Annotated in this window: 17 protein-coding genes and 1 pseudogene; 6 read left to right on the top strand and 12 right to left on the bottom strand. The window is 52.2% G+C overall.

Annotated features, from left to right (window positions below):
* Window positions 1-468 precede the first annotated feature (468 nt).
* Together malP and malQ are read left to right on the top strand one after the other, a co-directional pair.
* Complete coding sequence (gene malP, locus A7Z06_RS16705; RefSeq protein ID WP_000081935.1) at window positions 469-2,862, top strand: maltodextrin phosphorylase; 2,394 nt, start codon at window positions 469-471, stop codon at window positions 2,860-2,862.
* A gap of 9 nt (window positions 2,863-2,871) precedes the next feature.
* On the top strand, window positions 2,872-4,956 hold the full coding sequence (gene malQ, locus A7Z06_RS16700; RefSeq protein ID WP_000444297.1) for a 4-alpha-glucanotransferase: 2,085 nt from the start codon (window positions 2,872-2,874) through the stop codon (window positions 4,954-4,956).
* 101 nt (window positions 4,957-5,057) lie between these two features.
* On the opposite strand, the gene gntT is transcribed toward malQ, so the two are convergent.
* The 3 genes from gntT to gntX all read right to left on the bottom strand — a co-directional run bounded on the left by gntT (window position 5,058) and on the right by gntX (window position 8,034).
* Window positions 5,058-6,374 carry a gluconate transporter gene (gene gntT / locus A7Z06_RS16695; protein WP_001131744.1) on the bottom strand — a complete coding sequence of 439 codons (1,317 nt, stop codon included), beginning with the start codon at window positions 6,372-6,374 and terminating at the stop codon, window positions 5,058-5,060.
* Window positions 6,375-6,716: 342 nt separating this feature from the next.
* Window positions 6,717-7,292 (bottom strand): Fe-S biogenesis protein NfuA, encoded by a 576-nt coding sequence (gene nfuA / locus A7Z06_RS16690; RefSeq protein ID WP_000619389.1) that lies wholly within the window; start codon window positions 7,290-7,292, stop codon window positions 6,717-6,719.
* A gap of 58 nt (window positions 7,293-7,350) precedes the next feature.
* The gene (gene gntX, locus A7Z06_RS16685; protein WP_010348483.1) at window positions 7,351-8,034 is read right to left on the bottom strand and encodes a DNA utilization protein GntX; all 684 of its coding nucleotides are present in this window, start codon (window positions 8,032-8,034) and stop codon (window positions 7,351-7,353) included.
* 37 nt (window positions 8,035-8,071) lie between these two features.
* Here gntX and bioH point away from each other — a divergent pair, with 37 nt between their 5' ends.
* Window positions 8,072-8,842 (top strand): pimeloyl-ACP methyl ester esterase BioH, encoded by a 771-nt coding sequence (gene bioH, locus A7Z06_RS16680; protein WP_001060059.1) that lies wholly within the window; start codon window positions 8,072-8,074, stop codon window positions 8,840-8,842.
* Between the two features lie 219 nt (window positions 8,843-9,061).
* Here bioH and rpnA read toward each other — a convergent pair.
* The 6 genes and pseudogenes from rpnA to greB all read right to left on the bottom strand — a co-directional run bounded on the left by rpnA (window position 9,062) and on the right by greB (window position 16,438).
* Window positions 9,062-9,954 (bottom strand): annotated as a pseudogene (gene rpnA / locus A7Z06_RS16675) (recombination-promoting nuclease RpnA).
* A 203-nt stretch (window positions 9,955-10,157) separates the two neighbouring features.
* A complete protein-coding gene (gene feoC / locus A7Z06_RS16670; RefSeq protein ID WP_000157593.1) occupies window positions 10,158-10,394 on the bottom strand; it encodes a [Fe-S]-dependent transcriptional repressor FeoC in 237 nt (78 codons plus the stop codon).
* Between the two features lie 10 nt (window positions 10,395-10,404).
* Window positions 10,405-12,726, bottom strand: a complete 2,322-nt coding sequence (gene feoB, locus A7Z06_RS16665) for a Fe(2+) transporter permease subunit FeoB (RefSeq protein ID WP_000737001.1) — start codon at window positions 12,724-12,726, stop codon at window positions 10,405-10,407.
* A 16-nt stretch (window positions 12,727-12,742) separates the two neighbouring features.
* Complete coding sequence (feoA, locus tag A7Z06_RS16660; protein WP_001200455.1) at window positions 12,743-12,970, bottom strand: ferrous iron transporter A; 228 nt, start codon at window positions 12,968-12,970, stop codon at window positions 12,743-12,745.
* A gap of 573 nt (window positions 12,971-13,543) precedes the next feature.
* Complete coding sequence (locus tag A7Z06_RS16650; protein ID WP_105279501.1) at window positions 13,544-15,865, bottom strand: Tex family protein; 2,322 nt, start codon at window positions 15,863-15,865, stop codon at window positions 13,544-13,546.
* 96 nt (window positions 15,866-15,961) lie between these two features.
* The gene (greB, locus tag A7Z06_RS16645) at window positions 15,962-16,438 is read right to left on the bottom strand and encodes a transcription elongation factor GreB (RefSeq protein ID WP_000856744.1); all 477 of its coding nucleotides are present in this window, start codon (window positions 16,436-16,438) and stop codon (window positions 15,962-15,964) included.
* Between the two features lie 227 nt (window positions 16,439-16,665).
* Here greB and ompR point away from each other — a divergent pair, with 227 nt between their 5' ends.
* Window positions 16,666-17,385, top strand: a complete 720-nt coding sequence (gene ompR, locus A7Z06_RS16635) for an osmolarity response regulator transcription factor OmpR (RefSeq protein ID WP_001157751.1) — start codon at window positions 16,666-16,668, stop codon at window positions 17,383-17,385.
* Window positions 17,382-18,734 (top strand): two-component system sensor histidine kinase EnvZ, encoded by a 1,353-nt coding sequence (gene envZ, locus A7Z06_RS16630; protein ID WP_001253701.1) that lies wholly within the window; start codon window positions 17,382-17,384, stop codon window positions 18,732-18,734. The genes ompR and envZ overlap by 4 nt, the downstream gene beginning before the upstream one ends.
* A 76-nt stretch (window positions 18,735-18,810) precedes the next feature.
* Here the strand turns inward: envZ and pckA are convergent, their stop codons facing one another.
* Window positions 18,811-20,433, bottom strand: coding sequence for a phosphoenolpyruvate carboxykinase (ATP) (pckA, locus tag A7Z06_RS16625; protein WP_001309803.1), 1,623 nt, complete (start codon window positions 20,431-20,433; stop codon window positions 18,811-18,813).
* A 376-nt stretch (window positions 20,434-20,809) separates the two neighbouring features.
* On the opposite strand from pckA, the gene A7Z06_RS16615 reads away from it, so the two are divergent.
* Window positions 20,810-22,534 (top strand): DUF4153 domain-containing protein, encoded by a 1,725-nt coding sequence (locus tag A7Z06_RS16615; RefSeq protein WP_105279500.1) that lies wholly within the window; start codon window positions 20,810-20,812, stop codon window positions 22,532-22,534.
* 143 nt (window positions 22,535-22,677) lie between these two features.
* On the opposite strand, the gene hslO is transcribed toward A7Z06_RS16615, so the two are convergent.
* Together hslO and hslR are read right to left on the bottom strand one after the other, a co-directional pair.
* A complete protein-coding gene (hslO, locus tag A7Z06_RS16610; RefSeq protein WP_024165248.1) occupies window positions 22,678-23,556 on the bottom strand; it encodes an Hsp33 family molecular chaperone HslO in 879 nt (292 codons plus the stop codon).
* A 24-nt stretch (window positions 23,557-23,580) separates the two neighbouring features.
* Entirely contained in the window at window positions 23,581-23,982 is a 402-nt protein-coding gene (gene hslR, locus A7Z06_RS16605; protein WP_000660493.1) for a ribosome-associated heat shock protein Hsp15, read from the bottom strand.
* Window positions 23,983-23,989 lie beyond the last annotated feature (7 nt).

Raw genomic sequence — 23,989 nt, 5'->3', positions numbered from 1 at the left:
AATACTCCGTCTTAAAACAACGCAAATGCAGCGTGGATACTGGATTTTAGGGTGTTTTCTTTCAGTTCAAAAGCCTTATTAAAGCAACGATACCGCCTTAATTCCTGATGAAAGGTCTATCTAAAAACTTGATCTTAATAAATCTATTAAGAGTGAGATGACCCTCAATGGATATTTCATTGCTGAAACTATTTCGCCGCTTTACTTAATTTATAGAGTTACTTTCCGCTTTTTGATAATACGCAACGGCCATTTCTTACTGTTAATAGCAGGATTTCTGCGCTCTCTGGCACTGAGCTGATACTTTTGCAGTTGATTGCACTACCTTTAAGTGGTCGTGATCACATTTTCTTGCTCATCCCCGTCACTCCTCCCCGCCTAATCCCCCGTAGGATGAGGAAGGTCAACATGGAGCCTGGCAAACTAACGATAACGTTGTGTTTAATATCTAAGAAAACTGGAACTCCTATGTCACAACCCATTTTTAATGAAAAGCAATTTCAGGAAGCCCTGTCACGCCAGTGGCAGCGTTATGGTTTAACTTCTGCGGCTGAGATGACCCCTCGCCAGTGGTGGTTGGCAGTGAGTGAAGCCCTGGCGGAAATGCTGCGAGCCCAGCCTTTCGTTAAACCGGCGGCGAATCAGCGCCATGTTAACTACATCTCAATGGAGTTTTTGATTGGGCGTCTGACGGGCAACAACCTGTTAAACCTCGGCTGGTATCAGGCTGTTCAGGATTCACTGAAACCTTATGACATCAACCTGACTGACCTGTTAGAAGAAGAGATTGACCCGGCGCTGGGTAACGGTGGCCTGGGGCGTCTGGCTGCGTGTTTCCTCGACTCAATGGCGACTGTCGGGCAGTCTGCCACTGGTTATGGTCTTAACTATCAGTATGGTTTATTCCGTCAATCCTTTGTCGATGGTAAACAGTCTGAAGCGCCAGACGACTGGCATCGCGGTAGCTACCCATGGTTTAGTCATAACGAAGCTCTGGATGTGCAGGTGGGCATCGGCGGCAAAGTGACGAAAGAGGGGCGCTGGGAACCGGAATTTACCATTACCGGGCAAGCGTGGGATCTTCCAGTGTTGGGCTACCACAACGGTGTAGCACAGCCGCTGCGTTTGTGGCAGGCGACTCATGCTCATCCGTTCAATCTCACCAAATTTAATGACGGTGACTTCCTGCGTGCCGAACAACAAGGCATCAACGCTGAAAAACTGACCAAAGTCCTCTATCCAAACGACAACCACACTGCGGGTAAAAAGCTGCGCCTGATGCAGCAATACTTCCAGTGCGCCTGTTCGGTGGCGGATATTCTGCGTCGCCATCATCTGGCGGGGCGTAAACTGCACGAACTGGCAGAGTATGAAGTTATTCAACTGAACGATACCCACCCGACTATCGCTATTCCAGAACTGCTGCGCGTGCTGATCGATGAGCACCAGATGAGCTGGGATGACGCCTGGGCAATCACCAGCAAAACTTTCGCTTACACCAACCATACTTTGATGCCAGAAGCTCTGGAATGCTGGGATGAGAAACTGGTAAAAGCCCTGCTGCCGCGCCATATGCAGATAATCAACGAAATCAACAACCGCTTTAAGAAACTGGTGGAAAAAACCTGGCCGGGCGATAAAGCGGTGTGGGCAAAGCTGGCAGTTGTGTATGACAAACAGGTTCGCATGGCCAATATGTGTGTGGTAAGCGGCTTTGCGGTGAACGGTGTGGCAGCGTTGCACTCGGATCTGGTAGTGAAAGACTTGTTCCCTGAATACCATCAGCTGTGGCCGAACAAATTCCATAACGTCACTAACGGCATTACCCCACGTCGCTGGATCAAACAGTGCAACCCGGCACTGGCGGCGCTGCTGGATAAATCACTGAAGAAAGAGTGGGTTAACGATCTGGATCAACTGATCCATCTGGAAAAATTCGCCGATGACGCGAAATTCCGTCAGCAATATCGCGAGATCAAACAGGCGAATAAGGTTCGTCTGGCGGAGTTTGTGAAATCTCGTACCGGTATTGAGATCAATCCGCAGGCGATTTTTGATATTCAGATCAAACGTCTGCATGAGTACAAACGCCAGCACCTGAATCTGCTGCATATTCTGGCGCTGTATAAAGAAATTCGCGAGAACCCGCAGGCCGACCGCGTACCGCGCGTATTCCTGTTCGGCGCGAAAGCGGCGCCGGGCTACTACCTGGCGAAGAATATTATCTTTGCGATCAATAAAGTGGCTGATGTGATCAACAACGATCCGCAGGTTGGCGACAAACTGAAGGTGGTGTTCCTGCCGGATTATTGTGTCTCAGCAGCGGAAAAACTGATCCCAGCGGCGGATATCTCCGAGCAGATCTCCACGGCAGGGAAAGAAGCTTCCGGCACTGGCAACATGAAACTGGCGCTCAACGGCGCGTTAACCGTGGGTACGCTGGATGGTGCGAACGTTGAAATTGCCGAAAAGGTCGGTGAAGAGAACATCTTTATTTTTGGTCATACCGTGGAACAAGTGAAGGCAATTCTGGCCAAAGGCTACGACCCGGTGAAATGGCGGAAGAAAGATAAGGTTCTGGACGCCGTATTGAAAGAGCTGGAAAGCGGTAAATACAGCGACGGTGATAAACATGCCTTCGACCAGATGCTGCACAGTATCGGCAAACAAGGCGGCGATCCGTATCTGGTGATGGCGGATTTCGCAGCCTATGTAGAGGCACAAAAGCAGGTGGATGTGCTGTACCGCGACCAGGAGGCCTGGACTCGCGCGGCGATCCTCAATACCGCCCGCTGCGGTATGTTTAGCTCGGATCGCTCTATTCGCGATTATCAGGCTCGTATCTGGCAGGCAAAACGCTAAGGAAGCTCGATGGAAAGCAAACGTCTGGATAATGCCGCGCTGGCGGCGGGGATCAGCCCCAATTACATCAATGCCCACGGTAAACCGCAGTCGATTGGCGCCGAAACCAAACGGCGTTTGCTTGACGCGATGCATCGAAGTACCGCCACGAAAGTGGCGGTAACGCCAGTCCCGAATGTCATGGTTTATACCAGCGGCAAAAAAATGTCGATGGCGGTAGAAGGCAGCGGCGAATATAGCTGGCTGCTGACCACCGAAGAAGGAACGCAGTACAAAGGCCATGTAACGGGGGGCAAAGCGTTTAATCTACCGACGAAGCTGCCGGAAGGTTATCACACGCTGACGCTTACCCAGGATGACCAGCGCGCACATTGCCGGGTGATTGTCGCCCCGAAACGCTGTTACGAACCGCAGGCGTTGCTGAATAAACAAAAGCTGTGGGGTGCCTGCGTTCAGCTTTATACGCTGCGATCGGAAAAAAACTGGGGTATTGGGGATTTTGGCGATCTTAAAGCGATGCTGGTGGATGTGGCGAAACGCGGCGGGTCTTTCATCGGCCTGAACCCGATTCATGCGCTCTATCCGGCAAACCCTGAAAGCGCCAGCCCGTATAGTCCGTCATCGCGCCGCTGGCTGAATGTGGTTTATATCGACGTTAACGCCGTCGAAGATTTCCATCTTAGCGAAGAGGCACAGGCCTGGTGGCAGATGCCGACCACGCAACAGACGCTGCAACAGGCGCGGGATGCTGACTGGGTCGATTACTCTACGGTTACTGCCTTAAAAATGACAGCATTGCGGATGGCGTGGAACGGTTTCGCGCAACGTGATGATGAGCAGATGGCGGCGTTTCGCCAGTTTGTTGCAGAGCAGGGCGATAGCTTGTTCTGGCAGGCAGCGTTTGACGCGCTACATGCACAGCAAGTTAAAGAGGACGAAATGCGCTGGGGTTGGCCAGCATGGCCGCAGGCGTACCAGAATGTGGATTCACCAGAAGTGCGTCAGTTCTGCGAAGAACATCGTGATGACGTCGATTTTTATCTCTGGTTGCAGTGGCTGGCTTACTGCCAGTTTGCCGCCTGCTGGGAGATAAGCCAGGGCTATGAAATGCCGATTGGCTTGTACCGTGATCTGGCGGTTGGCGTAGCGGAAGGTGGGGCAGAAACCTGGTGCGACCGTGAACTGTATTGCCTGAAAGCGTCGGTTGGCGCGCCGCCGGATATCCTCGGCCCGTTGGGGCAGAACTGGGGATTGCCGCCGATGGATCCGCATATCATCACCGCGCGCGCCTATGAACCTTTTATCGAACTACTGCGCGCGAACATGCAAAACTGCGGTGCGCTGCGTATCGACCATGTAATGTCGATGCTGCGTTTGTGGTGGATACCGTATGGCGAAACGGCGGATCAAGGGGCATATGTCCACTATCCGGTGGATGATCTGCTCGCTATTCTGGCGCTGGAAAGTAAACGCCATCGCTGCATGGTGATTGGCGAGGATCTTGGTACGGTGCCGGTAGAGATTGTCGGTAAGCTGCGCAGTAGCGGTGTTTACTCCTACAAAGTGCTCTATTTCGAAAGCGATCACGAGAAGACGTTCCGCGCACCAAAAGCGTATCCGGAGCAGTCGATGGCGGTCGCGGCAACACACGATCTGCCTACGCTGCGTGGTTACTGGGAGAGCGGGGATTTAACGCTGGGCAAAACACTGGGGCTGTACCCGGATGAAGTGGTGCTGCGCGGTTTGTATCAGGATCGCGAACTGGCGAAGCAAGGGCTGTTGGATGCGCTGCATAAATATGGCTGTCTGCCAAAACGTGCCGGGCATAAGGCATCACTAATGTCGATGACGCCGACGCTTAATCGAGGCTTGCAACGTTATATCGCTGACAGTAACAGTGCCCTGTTAGGACTACAGCCAGAAGACTGGCTGGATATGGCGGACCCGGTAAATATTCCCGGCACCAGTTACCAGTATAAAAACTGGCGGCGCAAACTCTCCGCAACGCTTGAGTCGATGTTTGCCGATGATGGCGTGAACAAGTTGCTGAAGGATTTGGACAGACGGCGCAGAGTGGCAGCGAAGAAGCAGTAGAGTGCGGTTGATGCCGGATGCGACGCTTGATGCGTCTTATCCGGCCTACTCATTAGAGCAGCCGGATAAGGCATTCACGCCATATCCGGCAGTCAGTATTATCAAATCACCATATTCAGCAGCAGACAGCCTACCAGACCGCACACTGAGATAATGGTTTCCAGCATCGACCAGGATTTGATGGTCTCGCCGATAGTCAGGTTAAAGTACTCTTTGAACAGCCAGAAGCCCGGATCGTTCACGTGAGAGAAAATCACACTACCGGAACCAACCGCAATAACCATCAGCTCCGGGCTAACACCTGTCGTTGCAATCAGCGGTGCCGCGATACCCCCCGCAGTGATTGCCGCAACGGTTGCAGAACCCAGCGCGATACGCAGCACTGCGGCAATAGACCACGCCATCAGCAGCGGAGAAATGTTGGTTTCGTGCATCATGGAAGCAATGTATTTGTCCACGCCGCTGTCTACCAGCACCTGCTTGAACGCACCGCCACCACCGATGATTAGCAGCATCATCGCGATGATTTTGATTGAAGAAACCAGCGTGTCGTTAATCTGATCCATCGAACGACCACGGTTCAGACCAAAGGTGAACATCGCGATCAGTACGGCAATCAGCGTTGCCATTACCGGGTCACCGAGGAACTCGGCTACCGGCAGGAAAGCGTGACCTTTCGGCAGAATCATTTCGGCAATCGCACGCATCGCCATCAGCACTACCGGCACCAGAGAGGTCCAGACGCTGACGCCAAAGCTCGGCATCTCTTCTTCGCTGAAGGTTTTCGCGCTGTACAGACCTTCCGGGATCGGCTTATCGATACCTTTCAACACGCGAGCGTAAACCGGACCGGCGAGAATCACGGTCGGGATTGCCAGAATAGTACCGTACAGCAGGGTTTTACCCATATCGGCCTGGAAGATGGTGGCAATCGCAGTCGGACCCGGATGCGGCGGCAGGAAGCCGTGGGTAACAGACAGTGCCGCTGCCATTGGTACACCAACATACAGCAGCGGGATATTTGCAGCAGCGGCGATGGTGAATACCAGCGGCAGCATCAGCACGAAGCCTACTTCATAGAACAGGGCAAAACCGACGGTAAAACCGGTTAATACCACTGCCCACTGGATGTGTTTTTTACCAAATTTGGCAATCAGCGTGGTGGCGATACGTTGTGCGCCGCCACAGTCTGCCAGCATTTTGCCCAGCATCGCACCAAACCCCATGATCAGGGCAAGGCTACCGAGCGTCCCGCCGACACCGGCTTTGATAGAGCCAATAACTTTATCCAGCGGCATCCCTTGCATTAATCCAACAGCAAGCGCCACGAGGACGAGAGCGATGAAGCCGTTCATTTTGAAGCGGATCATCAGGAGTAATAACAAGATTACACCGATAGCAACAATGACTAATGGCATGATTTACCTGGCCTTTAATTTGTTATGGGTAACGTCAGGTTTCTGACGACAAATCCTGATTGTCCCAACTGGGAACAGAGATATAACGGCACCACGGCTGATGACCCCTAAAACGTATTAGTGTAGTCAGATGTTATGAGTGTGTTTGGTGCCCATGAGAATGATACGGGTAACATAATGCGCTTGAGAATCACCAGAGCGGGGTAAATTTAAATTATGAGAGGTTGGTCATATTATCGTGGGGAGACGAAGGGGATGGAGTAAAGCTGCGCCATAAGAACAACGAAAGCCCGATAAGACGCTTTAGCGTCGCATCGGGCAATCTACAAAAGAGGGGATAACTTAGTAGTAAGAGTGTTCGCCGCGCTGGTGTTCGGTGAGATCGCGCACACCTTTCAACTCCGGGAATTCGTTCAGCAACTGCTTTTCGATCCCTTCTTTCAGCGTTACGTCGACCATGGAACAACCGTTACAGCCGCCGCCAAATTGTAGAATGGCGTAACCGTCTTCGGTGATTTCCATCAGCGAAACGCGACCACCGTGACCGGCAAGCTGCGGGTTAATCTGCGATTGCAGCATATACTCCACGCGCTCCATTAGCGGGGCATCGTCAGCCACTTTACGCATTTTGGCGTTCGGTGCTTTCAGCGTTAGCTGGGAACCCAGTTGGTCGGTAACAAAGTCGATCTCTGCATCTTCCAGGTATGGTGCGCTTAACTCATCAACATACGCGGTCAGCAGGTCAAATTTCAGGGCGGTGTCGGTGGCTTCTACAGCGTCAGGCGGACAATAAGAAACGCCACATTCAGCGTTAGGTGTGCCAGGGTTAATCACAAATACGCGGATTTGTGTCCCTTCTTCCTGGTTTGCCAGCAGTTTGGCAAAGTGCGCTTGTGCAGCATCGGAAATACGGATCATAGTAATGGCCTAATAGTTGACTATTTTAGTTGGTTATAATACGCCCATCATCGAGGCTCTACAAGGTTCGACAAAGGCACCAGACCTGGACAGTCGCCGCACCATTGCGTAAAAGCAACTGCGCAATCTCTGCGACGGTACTTCCGGTGGTAACGACATCATCCACAATCACCATATGGAGACCTTGCACGGGCAATTCAAGGCGAAAGGCATTTTTCAGGTTGCGCTTGCGCAGGCGGGCGTTGAGAAAATGCTGGGGCGCAGTGGCTCTTGTTCGTGTGACGGCTTCGCTATCCCATTGGCAGTGCAACCAGCGTGATAACGGCTGACACAGCAAATCGCTCTGATTAAATCCCCGACGCCAGTGGCGATGCCGCCATAGCGGGACACTGACGATGCGATCCGGCAGATGTAATTCGCTGGTGCGACGGGCGTGTAAGACTTCCAACAGTAACAAACGTGCTAGCGCACTGGCGATTTCACTGCGGCGGGAAAACTTAAGCTGGTGGATGAGCGGGCTTAACGGCGGCGCATAATTGGCGATGGTTACCAGTCTTTGCCACGGCGGTGGTTTTTGCAGGCAACGACCACAGGGGAGATACGAGTGTGTAGCTGGTAATCCACATTGCGGGCATAGCATTTTATCTGTACGTGCGGCGCGGGAGCAGACCGAACAAATCCCCCAATGACCTAGCGCCAGCGGCATTCGGCATAGCCAGCATAATCCCGGTACTGTTAGCATATGTTCATCCTTGTAAGTGAAAAGAGAACAATAGCGGATGAATAACATCTGGTGGCAGACCAAAGGTCAGGGGAATGTTCATCTTGTGCTGCTGCACGGATGGGGACTGAATGCCGAAGTGTGGCGTTGCATTGACGAGGAACTTAGCTCGCATTTTACGTTACATCTTGTTGATCTGCCTGGCTTCGGGCGCAGTCAGGGATTTGGTGCGATGTCGCTTGCTGACATGGCTGATGTCGTGCTGCAACAGGCACCGGATAAAGCCATTTGGTTAGGCTGGAGCCTGGGCGGGCTGGTGGCAAGTCAGATTGCATTAACCTATCCCGAGCGTGTTCAGGCGCTGGTCACTGTAGCATCGTCGCCATGTTTTAGTGCCCGTGGTGGGTGGCCGGGGATAAAACCGGATGTGCTGGCGGGTTTCCAGCAGCAGCTAAGTGAAGATTTTCAGCGTACGGTGGAGCGTTTCCTTGCGTTGCAAACCATGGGGACAGAAACGGCGCGCCAGGATGCGCGGGCGCTGAAGAAAACCGTTCTGGCATTACCGATGCCGGAGGTTGACGTGCTCAATGGTGGGCTGGAAATCCTGAAAACGGTCGATCTTCGTTATCCGCTGCAAAATGTACCAATGCCGTTTTTGCGATTGTATGGTTATCTCGACGGTCTGGTGCCGCGCAAAGTAGTGCCGATGCTGGATGAACTCTGGCCGCACAGCGAATCATATATCTTCGCCAAAGCGGCTCATGCGCCGTTTATTTCGCATCCAGACGAGTTTTGTCAGCAGCTGGTAGCGTTGAAGCAGAGGGTGTAGGTGGCTTTAGAAATGGCGAGACAGAACTTTCCTGACTCGCCGCAGCCAACTCTTCTTCTGACACCCCGGTAAAGCGCATGATATCTGCAAGAGGGACTCCGGATTACAGCATTCTTTTGGCGATATCCAGGGCTTCCAGGCGTCGACCCAATAAATAACTAATCAGGTAACTAATAAGATATTCTCTTTCTGCATCTGTCATTAAAACCATCCTTTACGTTATTGATGATCTATTTCAGCAAGGTCTTCAACCGTCAGGCTGGTAAATCGCAGAACGTCCTCAAGAGAGACTCCGGCATCCAGCATGGTTTTGGCAATATTTAGGGCGTTGGTACGTATACCGTTCTGAAACCCTTCCTGCCGCAATCTTTCCGCAATAGTCATTAAACTTTCCTTGTGTTTCGGTGAACGTTCGGCAACGCCGTCGATAAAATCGTTAAAACGTACCGCATCGCCAGTTTGTAGTATGTAATTAAACAGCCCTTTGATTTGTCTGTCATTAGCGTACCCACTACTTAATAAGCAAGCCATTTGCTCTATCAGCCCCATCAGGTCGCGTTGGCGTATATGTTTTTGAATTAACTCCAGCAGCGCCATGCGTCGGTGCTGCATGATTTCATCATCAGGCATGACGGTGACATCAATCAGCGGAAATGCCGAGGCATAAAGCTGCCTTGCCAGTTTGGGATCGGCGAAACAATCCAGCCAACACAGCGAATAGGGATAGGGGCTTTCAATGCCGTGGTAAAACAACAACGGTACGACCATCGGCAACGTTTTGTATCCTGCATCAAGGTGGTTTTGCATTGCGGCAATGGCATAACGCATCATGCGAAATGCGATCAGTCTGTTTGAGGTGCTTTGATGTTCAATCAGGCAATAGATATATCCTGGCCCTTGCTCCGTTTTCACCGACCACAGCACGTCGGAATAGCTTTCACGCAGATCGTCATCGATAAAGCTGCTCGACTCCAGCTTGAGGGTTTTCATATCACAGAGCGCGTGGATGGGTGCCGGTAAATGGAACGCAAGAAAATCGCGTGCCGTGTCCGGTTGGCGTAAAAAGAGTTTGAACAGCCATCGTGTGGGGTGGAACTCTGTTTTTTGCTCATGGCGTTCCTTCACCTGTTTTTTTGAATGCCGCGACTTTACGCGCCACTCCACGGCTGTGCATCAGCAAGTTTTCATCCCTGCGAGACGCTTTCAGAGGAACTTACTCCATGCTGCAAGAGTTGCATTTTTATGGAAAGCCGCACGCAAAAAAGCCCGGTAGCTAATGCATACCGGGCTTTTCAAAACGAACGATGAAACAAGGTTAACGCAGCATCCACCACTCACGCAGACAGGCTTTTCCTTCCGGGCAGCTTTTACAACTGCCAGAGAGGCAGCCATCAGGTTCTTCCTGAATCCGTACCGCTTTGCCCATATTTTCCAGCTGTTGCAACATAGCGTTAATCATCGGCTGCGGGGTGTTCAGCGTCTGGCTGATCTGGGTCGCTTCCATACGACCCCGTAACGCCAGCAAATCACGCACCTGAATGAGCGAAGCCATTGCCGTGTCCTTAGTGGCAATCGCCAGTGGTGCTGGCTGCGCAGCAACTGCTTACCGTTTTGCGGCTTGCCAGTAGTTCGATATCGACTCGACTACGCGCGCGGCGCAGCAGGCCAATAACCACGATGTTAAACAGGACAACCGCCAGAATGCACACCAGGCTGTAAGTTGGGTGCTGGCTGTAGCTGGCGACCTGATAGAACAATGTTGCCAGCGAGTAAGCGATATTTAGCCCCCACAGGATGGAGAAGCCCATCCAGCCACGGCTTGATTCACGGGCAATGGCACCCATCACCGAAATGCAAGGTACATACAGCAGGACGAATATCAGATAGCTGTAAGCAGCCGCCGCGCTACCGAATTTCTCATCCATCACGCCCATTGCCCCAGTACCCATTTCGCCGTCGCCTTTGCTGGCTTCAATTGGGTTCATCAGTACGCTAAGGCTGAAGGTGTCTTTCAGGCTCTGCCAGGTTTCATCTACCGCGCTGAACAGCTCTTCACCGAGGTTAAATTCCGCCGGATTGAACTCTTCGTCCTGAATGTTTTCTGCGGTATAGAGGGTGTTGAGAGTACCCACCACCACTTCTTTCGCCATTGCGCCAGTAAACAGTCCAACCGTTGCCTGCCAGTTATCTTCATGCACGCCAATCGGCTTGAAGACTGGAGTGATCACGCGGCTGACAGAGGCCAGCGCCGAGTCGTTGATGTTATCGACGATTTTCCCACTCAGCGAGAAGCTGTTGAATGCGCTCAGGAAAATGCTGACGATGATAATCACTTTACCGGCGCGCAGAACGAAGCCTTTCAAACGCTGCCAGGTCTGGATAATCAGACTCTTAATGTGTGGTACGTGATAGACCGGTAGCTCCATGACAAACGGCGTCGCTTCACCGCGCATAATGGTGTATTTGAGCATCAGACCCGTCAGTACCGCCATCACAATACCGATGACATACAGTGAGAACACAGCCAGCGCGCCATTCTGCCCGAAGAACGCGGCAGCAAATACTGCGAAGATTGCCAGACGAGCACCGCAGGACATAAATGGCGCCATCATGATAGTCATCAGACGTTCACGCGGAGCATCAAGAGTGCGCGCACCCATCACCGACGGTACGTTACAACCGAAGCCAACGATCAACGGCACAAAGGATTTCCCTGGCAGACCCAACGCTTGCATCAGACGGTCCATCACAAATGCCGCTCTCGCCATATACCCGGAGTCCTCGAGGAAGGAGAGGAACAGGTACATCATGCCGATCTGCGGCACCAGTGGCAGAACGGTGTTAATACCGCCACCCAGCCCCTGGGCGAGGAAGATCGTCAGCCAGTCAGGGAAGTGGAGCGTGTAGCCAATCCACTGAATACCATGCACAAAGAGTGCCACGGAACCGACGTCAAACAGCGGCTGTAATGCCCCGCCGATGTTGATAGCCAGCAGGAACATCAGATACATCACAAAGAGGAAAATTGGCAGACCGAGGAATCGGTTGAGCACGATTTTATCTACTGCCGTGGTGAAACGGCTGGGTTCTGCCGTCAGGGTATTGCTCACCACATCGCAGATGGCAGCAATACACTGGTAACGCGCATCGGCAATGTGCAGCGCCGGATCGTCCATCTCATTACGCAGACGGGCGAGGGCTGCATCCAGATGCTGCGACGCTTCACCGGCGTAGGCGCGGCTGTAGATATCGCCTTCCAGCATTTGCAGACCCAGCCAGCGGCGATGTTTCAGCGGGATGTCTGACGGCATCACTTTCGCCAGCGCATCGGCTTCATTGATTAGCGGCTGTGCGTAATGCACCAGTTCTACATTCTCGTTGGCTTTATAGCGGTCAATTGCCAGTTTCAGGGCTTCAATACCGCGACCACGCGTGGAAACCAGCGGGATCACCGGGCAGCCAAGACGTGCCGACAGCGCATCAATTTCAATGCGAATATTTTGCTTCTCGGCAATGTCGAGCATGTTCAGCGCCACGATGCAGGGAATGCCGAGTTCCAGCAGTTGCAGCGTCAGGTACAGGTTACGCTCAAGGTTAGACGCATCCACCACGTTAATCAGCAGATCGGCGTCGCCACTCAAAATGTAGTGACAGGCGATTTGCTCATCAAGCGAAGTTTGCGATGAGATGGTGGTCAGAGAATAGGTGCCGGGCAGGTCAACCAGGGTGACCTGATGATCGGTGGTGGAGAACTGACCCTCTTTACGTTCGACGGTAACGCCAGCCCAGTTTCCTACACGCTGACGTGCGCCGGTGAGCTGGTTAAATAAGGTTGTCTTGCCAGAATTTGGATTACCAATTAAGCCAATGGTTAATTTTTTCATTGTTATTCTCACCGTATTAACAGGAAACCGCTTCCACTTCTAATAAGGCCAGATCTTTTTTGCGTAATACCAGGCTCACACGGCGAGTTTCGATATGAATGGGATCACCGAGTGGAGCGACGCGCACCACATTAAAAGAGGAGCCAGGTAACATGCCAAGAGAAAGCAGCTTCTGACGATATGCCGGGCTGATTTCACGGGAAAAGCCAGTGATTTTCCACGCAGTATCTGGAGTGTATTGCATAGGTGCCTACTTGTTTCTCATTAACTGGATAACTACCTCATGGGGCGTTTGACAGCGACATGAGACCAGATGATTTGCCAACGAAGGAGAGATTAAATAATCAACAGTACAATGATAATGAGAATGGTTTCTATCAGCAATACTTAAAATGTGTGCGAATGTTGGTTTAGATAATAATCTGACTCAATGTTGATATGGCTCAAGGTTATATCTGGGGCAAAATAAAATTCGAGTGACGAATTATTAGGGCGGCTTGATGTTTAATTAAGGTTTTAATTGTTAATGATGTGATAAATATTAGCGGAATATATTGTGGTTTTGGCTGTGGAATAAAAATACCGGAGCCAGGCAAGTGCACGGACGGTCCCCTCGCTCCATCGGGGAGAGGGCTAGGGAGAGGGGGGAAAGTTGTGCCTGTTTTGACCCGTAAGCGAGTTTGTCAGCAATCTCAAATGCCGGAGATGTTCTCCGGCACTTTTATGTCAGTTAAGGCGTTTATTGCCAGATGCGGCGTGAACGCCTTATCTGGCCTACGAACCCGTGCAAAGCTGAACCGTAGGCCAGTCATAGTGTTTAACGCTTTTTACCCATTGCCGCTGCCAGCGCATCCATCATCGCACTGTTACCGGCTGTCTGCGCTTCACGACCGCGCGGTTTGGCTGCCGGGCGGTTGTTTTGCGGGCGATCGTTACCGCTGCCGCGACGGGCGTTGGTTTCACCTGGCTGCTCGTCCAGACGCATGGTCAGGGCGATACGTTTACGCTGAAGATCGACTTCCAGCACTTTCACCTTCACAATGTCGCCCGCTTTCACCACGGTATGCGGATCTTCCACAAACTTGTTCGACAATGAAGAGATGTGAACCAGGCCGTCCTGATGCACCCCGATATCGACAAACGCGCCAAAGTTAGTGACGTTGGTGACTGCGCCTTCGAGGATCATGCCCGGTTGCAGATCGTTCATTGTCTCGACGCCATCGGCAAACTGAGCGGTTTTAAATTCCGGACGCGGGTCGCGGCCCGGTTTTTCCAGCTCTTTGATGATGTCGGTTACCGTCGGCACACCGAATTTCTCATCGGTAAAGTCAGAGGCTTTCAGGTTACGCAGTTCGCTGCTGTTACCCATCAGATCTTTCAGCGCCTGCTGTGTTGCCGCCAGAATACGTTCAACCACCGGATAGGCTTCCGGGTGAACGGTAGAAGCGTCAAGCGGGTTATCACCGTGGTTAATACGCAGGAAGCCCGCGCACTGCTCAAAGGCTTTTGGCCCCAAGCGGCTCACTTTTAACAGTTGCTGACGGTTCTGGAACTGACCGTTCTCGTCACGCCAGGCAACTATGTTTTGCGCCATCATGCGCGTCAGGCCCGCCACGCGGGTTAACAGCGGAACGGAAGCGGTGTTGAGATCAACGCCAACGGCGTTAACGCAGTCTTCCACCACTGCGTCCAGTTTGCGAGCCAGCTGCGACTGGCTAACATCATGCTGATACTGACCCACGCCGATAGATTTCGGATCGATTTTCACCAGTTCTGCCAGCGGATCCTGCAAACGACGGGCGATAGACACTGCGCCACGCAGCGAAACATCGAGCTCCGGGAACTCCTGCGCTGCCAGCTCGGAAGCCGAGTAAACCGATGCGCCTGCTTCGCTGACGATCACTTTCTGCGCCGTTACTTTCGGGAACTGCTTCTGCACGTCGAGATAGAAACGCTCGGTTTCGCGGGAAGCCGTACCGTTACCAATTGCTACCAGTTCAACGTTATGTTTTTCACACAGCGCAGCAACGGTCATCGCTGCTTTTGCGGCTTGCCCGGTGTGCGGATAAATGGTGTCGGTCGCCACCAGCTTGCCAGTTGCATCGACCACCGCGACTTTTACCCCGGTGCGCAGACCCGGATCGAGCCCCATCGTCGCACGCAGTCCAGCGGGGGCTGCCATCAGCAGATCGTGCAGGTTACGGGCAAAGACGTTAATCGCTTCATCTTCCGCACGTTCGCGCACGGTGCCCATCAGTTCGGTTTCCAGGTGCATCAGTACCTTGATGCGCCATGTCCAGCTCACCACGCCTTTACGCCAGCTATCCGCCGGGGCATTGTTCAGGCGCAGGCCGAGATGATCCATGATGATTTGCTCGCAGTAGCTCTCTTTCGGCGGCTCATCGAACTGTGGATCGGCATTCAGCAAAAGTTGGAGTATGCCTTCGTTACGACCACGAAACATCGCCAGTGCGCGGTGAGAAGGCACCGTTGACAGCGGTTCGTGATGATCGAAATAGTCGCGGAATTTTGCCCCTTCCTCTTCTTTACCGCTCACCACCGTAGAAACCAAATGCGCGTTCTTCCACAGATAATCACGCACTTTCGCCAGGAGAGCGGCATCTTCGGCAAAACGTTCCATCAGAATGTAGCGCGCGCCGTCCAGCGCGGCTTTGGTATCTGCCACGCCTTTATCGGCATCAACATATTGTGCGGCGGCGACTTCCGGCGTATGTGACGGATCGTTCCACAGCAGGTCAGCCAACGGCTCAAGACCTGCTTCAATGGCGATTTGCCCACGGGTGCGACGTTTAGGTTTGTAGGGCAGATAGAGGTCTTCGAGTTCGGTTTTGCTTAAGGTGGCGTTGATGGCATTCGCCAGCTCATCGGTGAGTTTACCTTGCTCAGAAATGGACTTGAGGATCGCCTGACGTCTCTCTTCCAGCTCGCGCAGGTAGCTCAGACGCGTTTCCAGATTACGCAACTGCGTGTCATCCAGACCGCCGGTGATTTCCTTACGATAACGTGCGATAAACGGCACGGTATTCCCTTCGTCAAGCAGGCGAACGGCGGCTTCAACCTGTTCCGGGCGCGCCTGAATTTCACCCGCAATAATGCGGCAGAACGAATCATTCATCATGGTTTGAGTTCATCTTTTCGGATCAAAAATCAGGGGATAGTTATACGGACTGGCTGGCAAAAATGCCAGCCAAAGGCTGGAGGTTAAGACTCTTCCTTACGGTTTCACGTACTCGATGGCATTAACATACCAGCTCGCTTCCCCGGCAGGCGTATTCACCACCGCCAGATCACCCACTTCTTTTTTCAGCAATGCGCGAGCCATCGGGGAATCGATAGAGATGTAATCTTTACGACCAAAAATTTCATCGTAGCCGACAATTCTAAAACGGTGAGTCACGCCATCGTCGTTTTCAATCTCTACCCAAGCGCCAAAGAAGACCTTGCCTTCCTGTTGCGGGGAATAATCGACGATTTTGAGATTTTCCATGCATTTAGTGAGATAGCGCACGCGACGGTCGATTTCACGCAGGCGCTTTTTATTATACTGATAGTCAGCATTTTCACTGCGGTCGCCCAGACTTGCAGCCCAGGTCACCTTTTTTGTGACCTCCGGGCGTTCTTCACGCCAGAGATAATTTAGCTCTTGTTTGAGTTTTTCATACCCTTCCCGGGTAACCAGGGGCGTTTTCATCTCGTTGATTCCCTTTGTCTGTTTGATAATGCGCACATTGGGTATAACGTGATCATATCAACAGAATCAATAATGTTTCGCCGAATAAATTGTATACTTAAGCTGCTGTTTAATATGCTTTGTAACAATTTAGGCTGAAATTCATACCAGATTTTGCTGGTGACGAACGTAAGCTTTTTTAAGAATACACGCTTACAAATTGTTGCGAACCTTTGGGAGTACAAAGAATGCAAGAGAACTACAAGATTCTGGTGGTCGATGACGACATGCGCCTGCGCGCGCTGCTGGAGCGTTATCTCACCGAACAAGGCTTCCAGGTTCGAAGCGTCGCTAATGCAGAACAGATGGATCGCCTGCTGACTCGTGAATCTTTCCATCTTATGGTACTGGATTTGATGTTACCTGGTGAAGATGGCTTGTCGATTTGCCGACGTCTTCGTAGCCAGAGTAACCCGATGCCGATCATTATGGTGACGGCGAAAGGGGAAGAAGTAGACCGTATCGTTGGCCTGGAGATTGGCGCTGACGACTATATTCCAAAACCGTTTAACCCGCGCGAGCTGCTGGCTCGTATTCGTGCAGTGCTGCGTCGTCAGGCGAACGAACTGCCGGGCGCGCCGTCACAGGAAGAAGCAGTAATTGCTTTTGGTAAGTTCAAACTAAACCTCGGTACGCGTGAAATGTTCCGCGAAGATGAGCCGATGCCGCTCACCAGCGGTGAATTTGCGGTACTGAAGGCGCTGGTCAGCCATCCGCGTGAGCCGCTGTCCCGCGATAAGCTGATGAACCTTGCCCGTGGCCGTGAATATTCTGCAATGGAACGCTCCATCGACGTGCAGATCTCGCGTCTGCGCCGCATGGTGGAAGAAGATCCGGCACATCCACGTTACATTCAGACCGTCTGGGGTCTGGGCTACGTCTTCGTGCCGGACGGTTCTAAAGCATGAGGCGATTGCGCTTCTCGCCACGAAGTTCATTTGCCCGCACGTTATTGCTCATCGTCACCTTGCTGTTTGTCAGCCTGGTGACGACTTATCTGGTGGTGCTGAACTTCGCGATTTTGCCGAGCCTCCAGCAGTTTAATAAAGTCCTCGCTTACGAAGTGCGTATGCTGATGACCGACAAACTGCAACTGGAGGACGGCACGCAGTTGGTTGTGCCTCCCGCTTTCCGTCGGGAGATCTACCGTGAGCTGGGGATCTCTCTCTACTCCAATGAAGCCGCTGAAGAGGCCGGGCTGCGTTGGGCGCAACATTACGAATTCTTAAGCCATCAGATGGCGCAGCAGCTTGGCGGCCCGACGGAAGTCCGCGTCGAGGTCAACAAAAGTTCGCCTGTCGTCTGGCTGAAAACCTGGCTGTCGCCCAATATCTGGGTACGTGTGCCGCTGACCGAAATTCATCAGGGCGATTTCTCCCCGCTGTTCCGCTATACGCTGGCGATAATGCTGTTAGCAATAGGCGGCGCGTGGCTATTTATTCGTATTCAGAACCGACCCTTAGTCGATCTCGAACATGCTGCTTTGCAGGTGGGTAAGGGGATTATTCCGCCGCCGCTGCGTGAATATGGCGCTTCGGAGGTGCGTTCGGTTACCCGCGCCTTCAACCATATGGCGGCAGGCGTTAAGCAACTGGCAGATGACCGCACATTGCTGATGGCAGGGGTAAGCCACGACCTGCGCACGCCGCTGACGCGTATTCGCCTGGCGACTGAGATGATGAGCGAGCAGGATGGCTACCTGGCAGAATCGATCAATAAAGATATCGAAGAGTGCAACGCCATTATTGAGCAATTTATCGACTACCTGCGCACCGGGCAGGAGATGCCGATGGAACTGGCGGATCTTAACGCTGTGCTTGGTGAAGTGATTGCCGCCGAAAGTGGCTATGAGCGGGAAATTGATACCGCGCTTGAGCCGGGCAGCATTGAGGTGAAAATGCACCCTCTGTCGATCAAACGCGCGGTGGCGAATATGGTAGTGAACGCCGCCCGCTACGGCAATGGCTGGATTAAAGTCAGCAGTGGAACGGAGCCGAATCGCGCCTGGTTCCAGGTGGAAGATGACGGCCCAGGGATTGAACCGGAGCAGCGTAAGCACCTGTTCCAGCCGTTTGTCCGTGGTGACAGTGCGCGCACTATCAGTGGCACTGGCTTAGGGCTGGCGATTGTGCAGCGGATTATCGATAACCATAACGGGATGCTGGAACTTGGCACCAGCGAGCGGGGCGGGCTTTCCATTCGCGCCTGGCTGCCATTGCCGGTAACGCGGGCGCAGGGTGCGACAAAAGAAGGGTAAATAAAACGGGAGGCGAAGGTGCCTCCCGTTTTGCTTTCTATAAGATACTGGATAGATATTCTCCAGCTTCAAACCATTACAGCTTCGGACCAGCCGCTACCAGCGCAGCACCCGCAGGGGTGTCGGTATATTTATCGAAGTTGTCGATAAACAGTTTCGCCAGCGTTTCAGCTTTTTCCTGCCATTGTTCCGGAGAGGCGTAAGTGTTACGCGGATCGAGGATCTTCGTGTCAACGCCCGGCAGTTCTGTCGGGATCGCCAGGTTAAACATCGGCAGAGTGAAGGTTTCTGCGTTATCCAGCGAACCATTCAGAATAGCGTCGATAATGGCGCGGGTATCTTTAATGGAGATACGTTTGCCAGTGCCGTTCCAGCCGGTGTTAACCAGATACGCCTGCGCGCCCGCCGCCTGCATACGTTTCACCAGCACTTCTGCGTACTGAGTCGGGTGCAGCGACAGGAACGCCGCGCCGAAGCAGGCGGAGAAGGTTGGCGTCGGTTCGGTGATGCCGCGTTCAGTACCGGCCAGTTTGGCGGTGAAGCCAGAGAGGAAGTGGTACTGAGTTTGATCGGCAGTCAGACGAGAAACCGGCGGCAATACGCCGAAAGCATCTGCGGTCAGGAAGATAACTTTAGTTGCGTGGCCTGCTTTGGAGACCGGCTTAACGATGTTTTCGATGTGATAGATCGGATAAGAAACGCGGGTGTTCTCGGTTTTTGAACCATCGTCAAAGTCGATAGTGCCATCTTCACGCACGGTGACGTTTTCCAGCAGCGCATCGCGACGGATAGCGTTGTAGATTTCGGGTTCCGCTTCTTTCGACAGCTTGATGGTTTTCGCGTAGCAGCCGCCTTCGAAGTTAAACACGCCGTCATCGTCCCAGCCGTGTTCGTCATCGCCAATCAGACGGCGTTTCGGGTCGGTGGAAAGGGTGGTTTTACCCGTGCCAGAAAGGCCGAAGAACACTGCAACGTCGCCTTTCTCGCCAACGTTGGCGGAGCAGTGCATGGAGGCAATGCCTTTCAGCGGCAGCAGGTAGTTCATCATCGAGAACATCCCTTTCTTCATTTCGCCGCCGTACCAGGTGCCGCCAATCAGCTGCATGCGCTCGGTCAGGTTAAACGCCACGAAGTTTTCGGAGTTCAGACCCTGTTCTTTCCACTGCGGATTGGTGCACTTCGCGCCGTTCATGACGATAAAATCAGGTTTGAAACCTGCCAGCTCTTCATCGCTTGGGCGAATAAACATGTTTTTGACGAAATGCGCCTGCCAGGCCACTTCGGTGATGAACCGAACGGAAAGACGAGTATCCGGGTTAGCGCCACAGAATGCGTCTACAACGAACAGACGTTTGCCGGAAAGCTGTTTGGTTACCAGGCCTTTCAGATGTTGCCAGGTTTCAGGGGAGAGAGGTTTGTTGTCGTTCTTACCTTTGCCTTTGTCTGCCCACCAGAAGGTATCGCGAGTGGTATCGTCACGGACGATATACTTATCTTTTGGTGAACGGCCGGTGAAGATTCCGGTATCGACGGCAACGGCGCCCAGATTAGTTAACACCCCGCGCTCATAACCGGTCAGGCTCGGATCGAGCTCTTCCTGATACAGCAGGTCGTAGCTTGGGTTGTAAACGATATCATGTACGTCACTGATACCATAAGCCTCGAGTTCTTGCGGGGTCAAACCATTGTTAACGCGCATTTCACTGCTCCTTAGCCAATATGTATTGCCTGAATAGTAAAGTCTTTTTGGGGGTGTTAACCGCGACAAGGCTCATAGATTTACGTATCTGGAGAAATTCATATTTGACAAAACTCCGTGATTCCTGTCACGAAACGGTAGCTATTATCGCAGAAATAGCATTTTAGGTGTGGAAAATGTTCTTAAAAGGTTAAAACTTGGTTTATATGGCGAGAATGTTGCGAGTGTAATCGCATTCCTGAGTGAAATTGATGCAAATTCAACGAGTAAAGTATCGATTCACCACGCTAACTTTTTTTGATTACTTTCTGAGAAAAACAAATTAGTCCAGCCTGGATGCGATAATTACCTCTCCTTTTGATTCTGGATAACCAACATGGAAAACGTTGAGCTTTCACCCGCAACACGCAGGGGAATGGTTGTTACCGGATTACTCCAGGGATTAGTTTGCTACCTGCTGATCTCCTGGCTCGCTGGTAAAAATAACAGTTGGATAGTTTATGGCGTACCTGCGACCGTGGCGCTTTCATCCGTTTTGTTATTTTCTGTAGTGTCCTTCAAACAGAAGCGACTTTGGGGATGGCTGGCGATGGTGTTGATTGCCACTCTCGGGATGAGCGGCTGGCTGAAGTGGCAAATTGATGGCATGAGTCCCTGGAGAGCGGAAAAGGCGCTTTGGGATTTTGGGTGTTATCTGCTGCTGATGGGAATGATGTTGCTGCCGTGGATACAACAGAGTCTGCGTGAGCGTAATGACAGTACCCGCTATAGCTATTTTTACCAGTCGGTATGGCATAACGTACTTATATTACTGGTGATTTTTATCACCAGTGGCCTGACGTGGCTGGTGCTTTTACTGTGGAGTGAGTTATTTAAACTCGTTGGCATCACGTTTTTTAAAACGCTCTTTTTTGCAACCGACTGGTTTATTTACCTTACGTCAGGTCTGGTTACCGCACTGGCGGTGATCCTCGCGCGGACACAGTTGCGTTTAATCGACTCCATTCAAAAGCTGTTCACGTTAATCTCCACAGGTTTACTGCCGTTGGTGTCATTGTTGACGCTGATGTTTATTATCACCCTACCGTTTGCGGGCCTGAACGCGATTTCTCGCCACATTTCCGCTGCCGGGTTGCTTTTGACGCTGGCCTTTTTGCAATTGCTCTTAATGTCCATTGTCGGCGATCCGCAAAAAGCGTCACTTCCCTGGACGGGGCCGTTGCGTTGCCTGATTCAAACCGCTCTGCTGGTCGCCCCATTGTATGTGTTCGTTGCCGCCTGGGCGTTATGGCTGCGGGTCGCGCAGTACGGCTGGACTGCCGAACGCTTGCATGGCGTGTTGGCTGTGGTGGTGTTACTGGTTTGGTCTCTGGGATATTTTGTCAGTATTGTCTGGCGTAAAGGGCAAAATCCCCTTGTTCTTCAGGGCAAAGTGAACCTTGCGGTTTCGTTATTGGTGCTGGTGATACTGGTGCTTCTTAATTCGCCGGTACTGGACAGTATGCGCATTAGCGTGAACAGTCATATGGCACGTTATCAGAGCGGCCAAAACACGCCAGACCAGGTAAGTATCTACATGCTCGAACAGAGCGGTCGCTATGGCCGTGCGGCGCTTGAGTCGCTGAAAAGCGATGCCGGGTTTATGAAAGACCCGAAACGCAGACGGGATCTGCTGATGGCGTTTGATGGGAAGCAACATCTTCAGCAGCAGGTATCGGAAAAAGCATTAGCCGATAACGTGTTAATTGCCCCTGGTTCTGGCAAACCGGATGCGACATTCTGGTCGGCCTTAATCAAAGAACGCTATAACGTGATGACCTGTATTGAAAAGGATGCTTGCGTACTGGTCGAGAGAGATCTAAATAGTGATGGTCAGACGGAGCGGCTCCTGTTTGCCTTTAATGATGAAAGAGTCATCGTCTATGGCATTGACCCCACCGGGAAAGAATGGCAAGAGCTCACGATGAGTTTACTTCCGCGCGAAATAACGAAAGAGAAATTACTCACTGCCGCGAAGGAAAGAAAACTGGGAACGAAGCCTAAAACGTGGCGCAATCTTACGGTGGATGGTGAAACGCTGGAGGTGAATCTGAATGAGTGACAACGCGCATCTGATTTTTGTCAGATGCGGTGCCTTAGCTGACCCACAATAACTTGCGATTTATACCGTAGGCCTGATAAACGCAGCGCATCAGGCAATTTCGTCATGAAATCCGGCAGAGTTATCTCTGCCGGAAAAACTAATTAATGAACCTGCGGATCTGCCGGTGACGCGTTGTTGCGGATCTCGGCAATATCCATCGCATTGAACAGATAGTGGTTACCGCAGTAATCACAATGCATGTCAATTTCGCCATCTTCCGCCAGGATGCTATCCACTTCTTCATCCGGCAGCGTTTTCAGCGCATCGGCGCAACGCTCACGTGAGCAGGTGCATTTGAACTCCACATCCTGCGGATCGTAAACCGTCACCTCTTCTTCGTGGTACAAACGCCACAACACTTCATTTGCCGGCAAAGTCAGCAACTCTTCGGTTTTGATGGTTTCGGTTAGCGTCGCCAGGTGGTCGAAGTCGTCCTGCTGGGCATTTTGCGCAGGCATTACCTGTAACAACATACCGCCAGCGGCGGGCTTACCATCTACGTTGCCGGTGCGAATAAACAGGCGCGTCGGAAGCTGTTCAGAACGCATAAAGTAATCTTCCAGGCAGGCCGCCAGGGTATCACCTTCCAGACCAACCACGCCCTGATAGCGTTCGCCTTCGCTCGGGGTAATGGTGATCACCACATAACCATTACCGACCAGCGTTTTCAGGTCGGCATTTTCCGGAATTTCGCCCTGTACGCGCGCCACGCCGCGCATCTGCTGGTTGTTGTTACCGTTGATAACCGCCAGATTCATCGGACCGTCGCCTTGCAGCTGTACGGTGATATCACCATCAAACTTCAGCGTAGCGGTTAACAGGCTGGTCGCAACCAGCAGTTCTGCCAGCACGTTTTTAACGGGCTGCGGATAATCGTGATTCTCAAGGATCTGTTGCAGGGTTTCCGAAACGGTTACCAGTTCGCCGCGCACGGCAAAGTTTTCAAACAGATAGCGATGTAATTGGTCATGTTGCGGCATAATCATCTCTCTTGCAGGTGACAGTTATTCACTGTCGCCGTGTTTAAATCGTAACAGGTCGCGGCGCTCTTTTTTGTCCGGGCGTCGATCCGGGTGCGGCATGGTTAAGGCATTAAGTTTACGTGCCAGCGCCATTTTTTCGCGTTTCTCTACACTTTCCGCAGTCTCTTCATACAGCAAGACTGCCTCGCTGGCGGGGCGACGCTGTTCAGTAATCGCCTTTACAATCACCGTTCGTTCGTCATTTCCCTGGCGCAGAGTGAGCGTGGCATTCAGTTCGACGACTTTACTCGGCTTGCTGCGCTGCCCGTTGTAATGCACCTTACCGCCTTCGATCATTTCACGAGCCAGCGCGCGGGTTTTGTAAAAACGGGCGGCCCATAGCCATTTATCCAGTCGAACCTCAACAGCAGGTTTTTCTTTCATGGCGTCT

Origin of the sequence: Escherichia sp. MOD1-EC6819 (genome assembly GCF_002965765.1) — a bacterium.
Lineage (GTDB): Bacteria > Pseudomonadota > Gammaproteobacteria > Enterobacterales > Enterobacteriaceae > Escherichia > Escherichia ruysiae.
The sequence above is the reverse complement of the archived record's forward strand: the minus strand, read 5'-3'. Positions and strand labels throughout refer to the sequence as shown.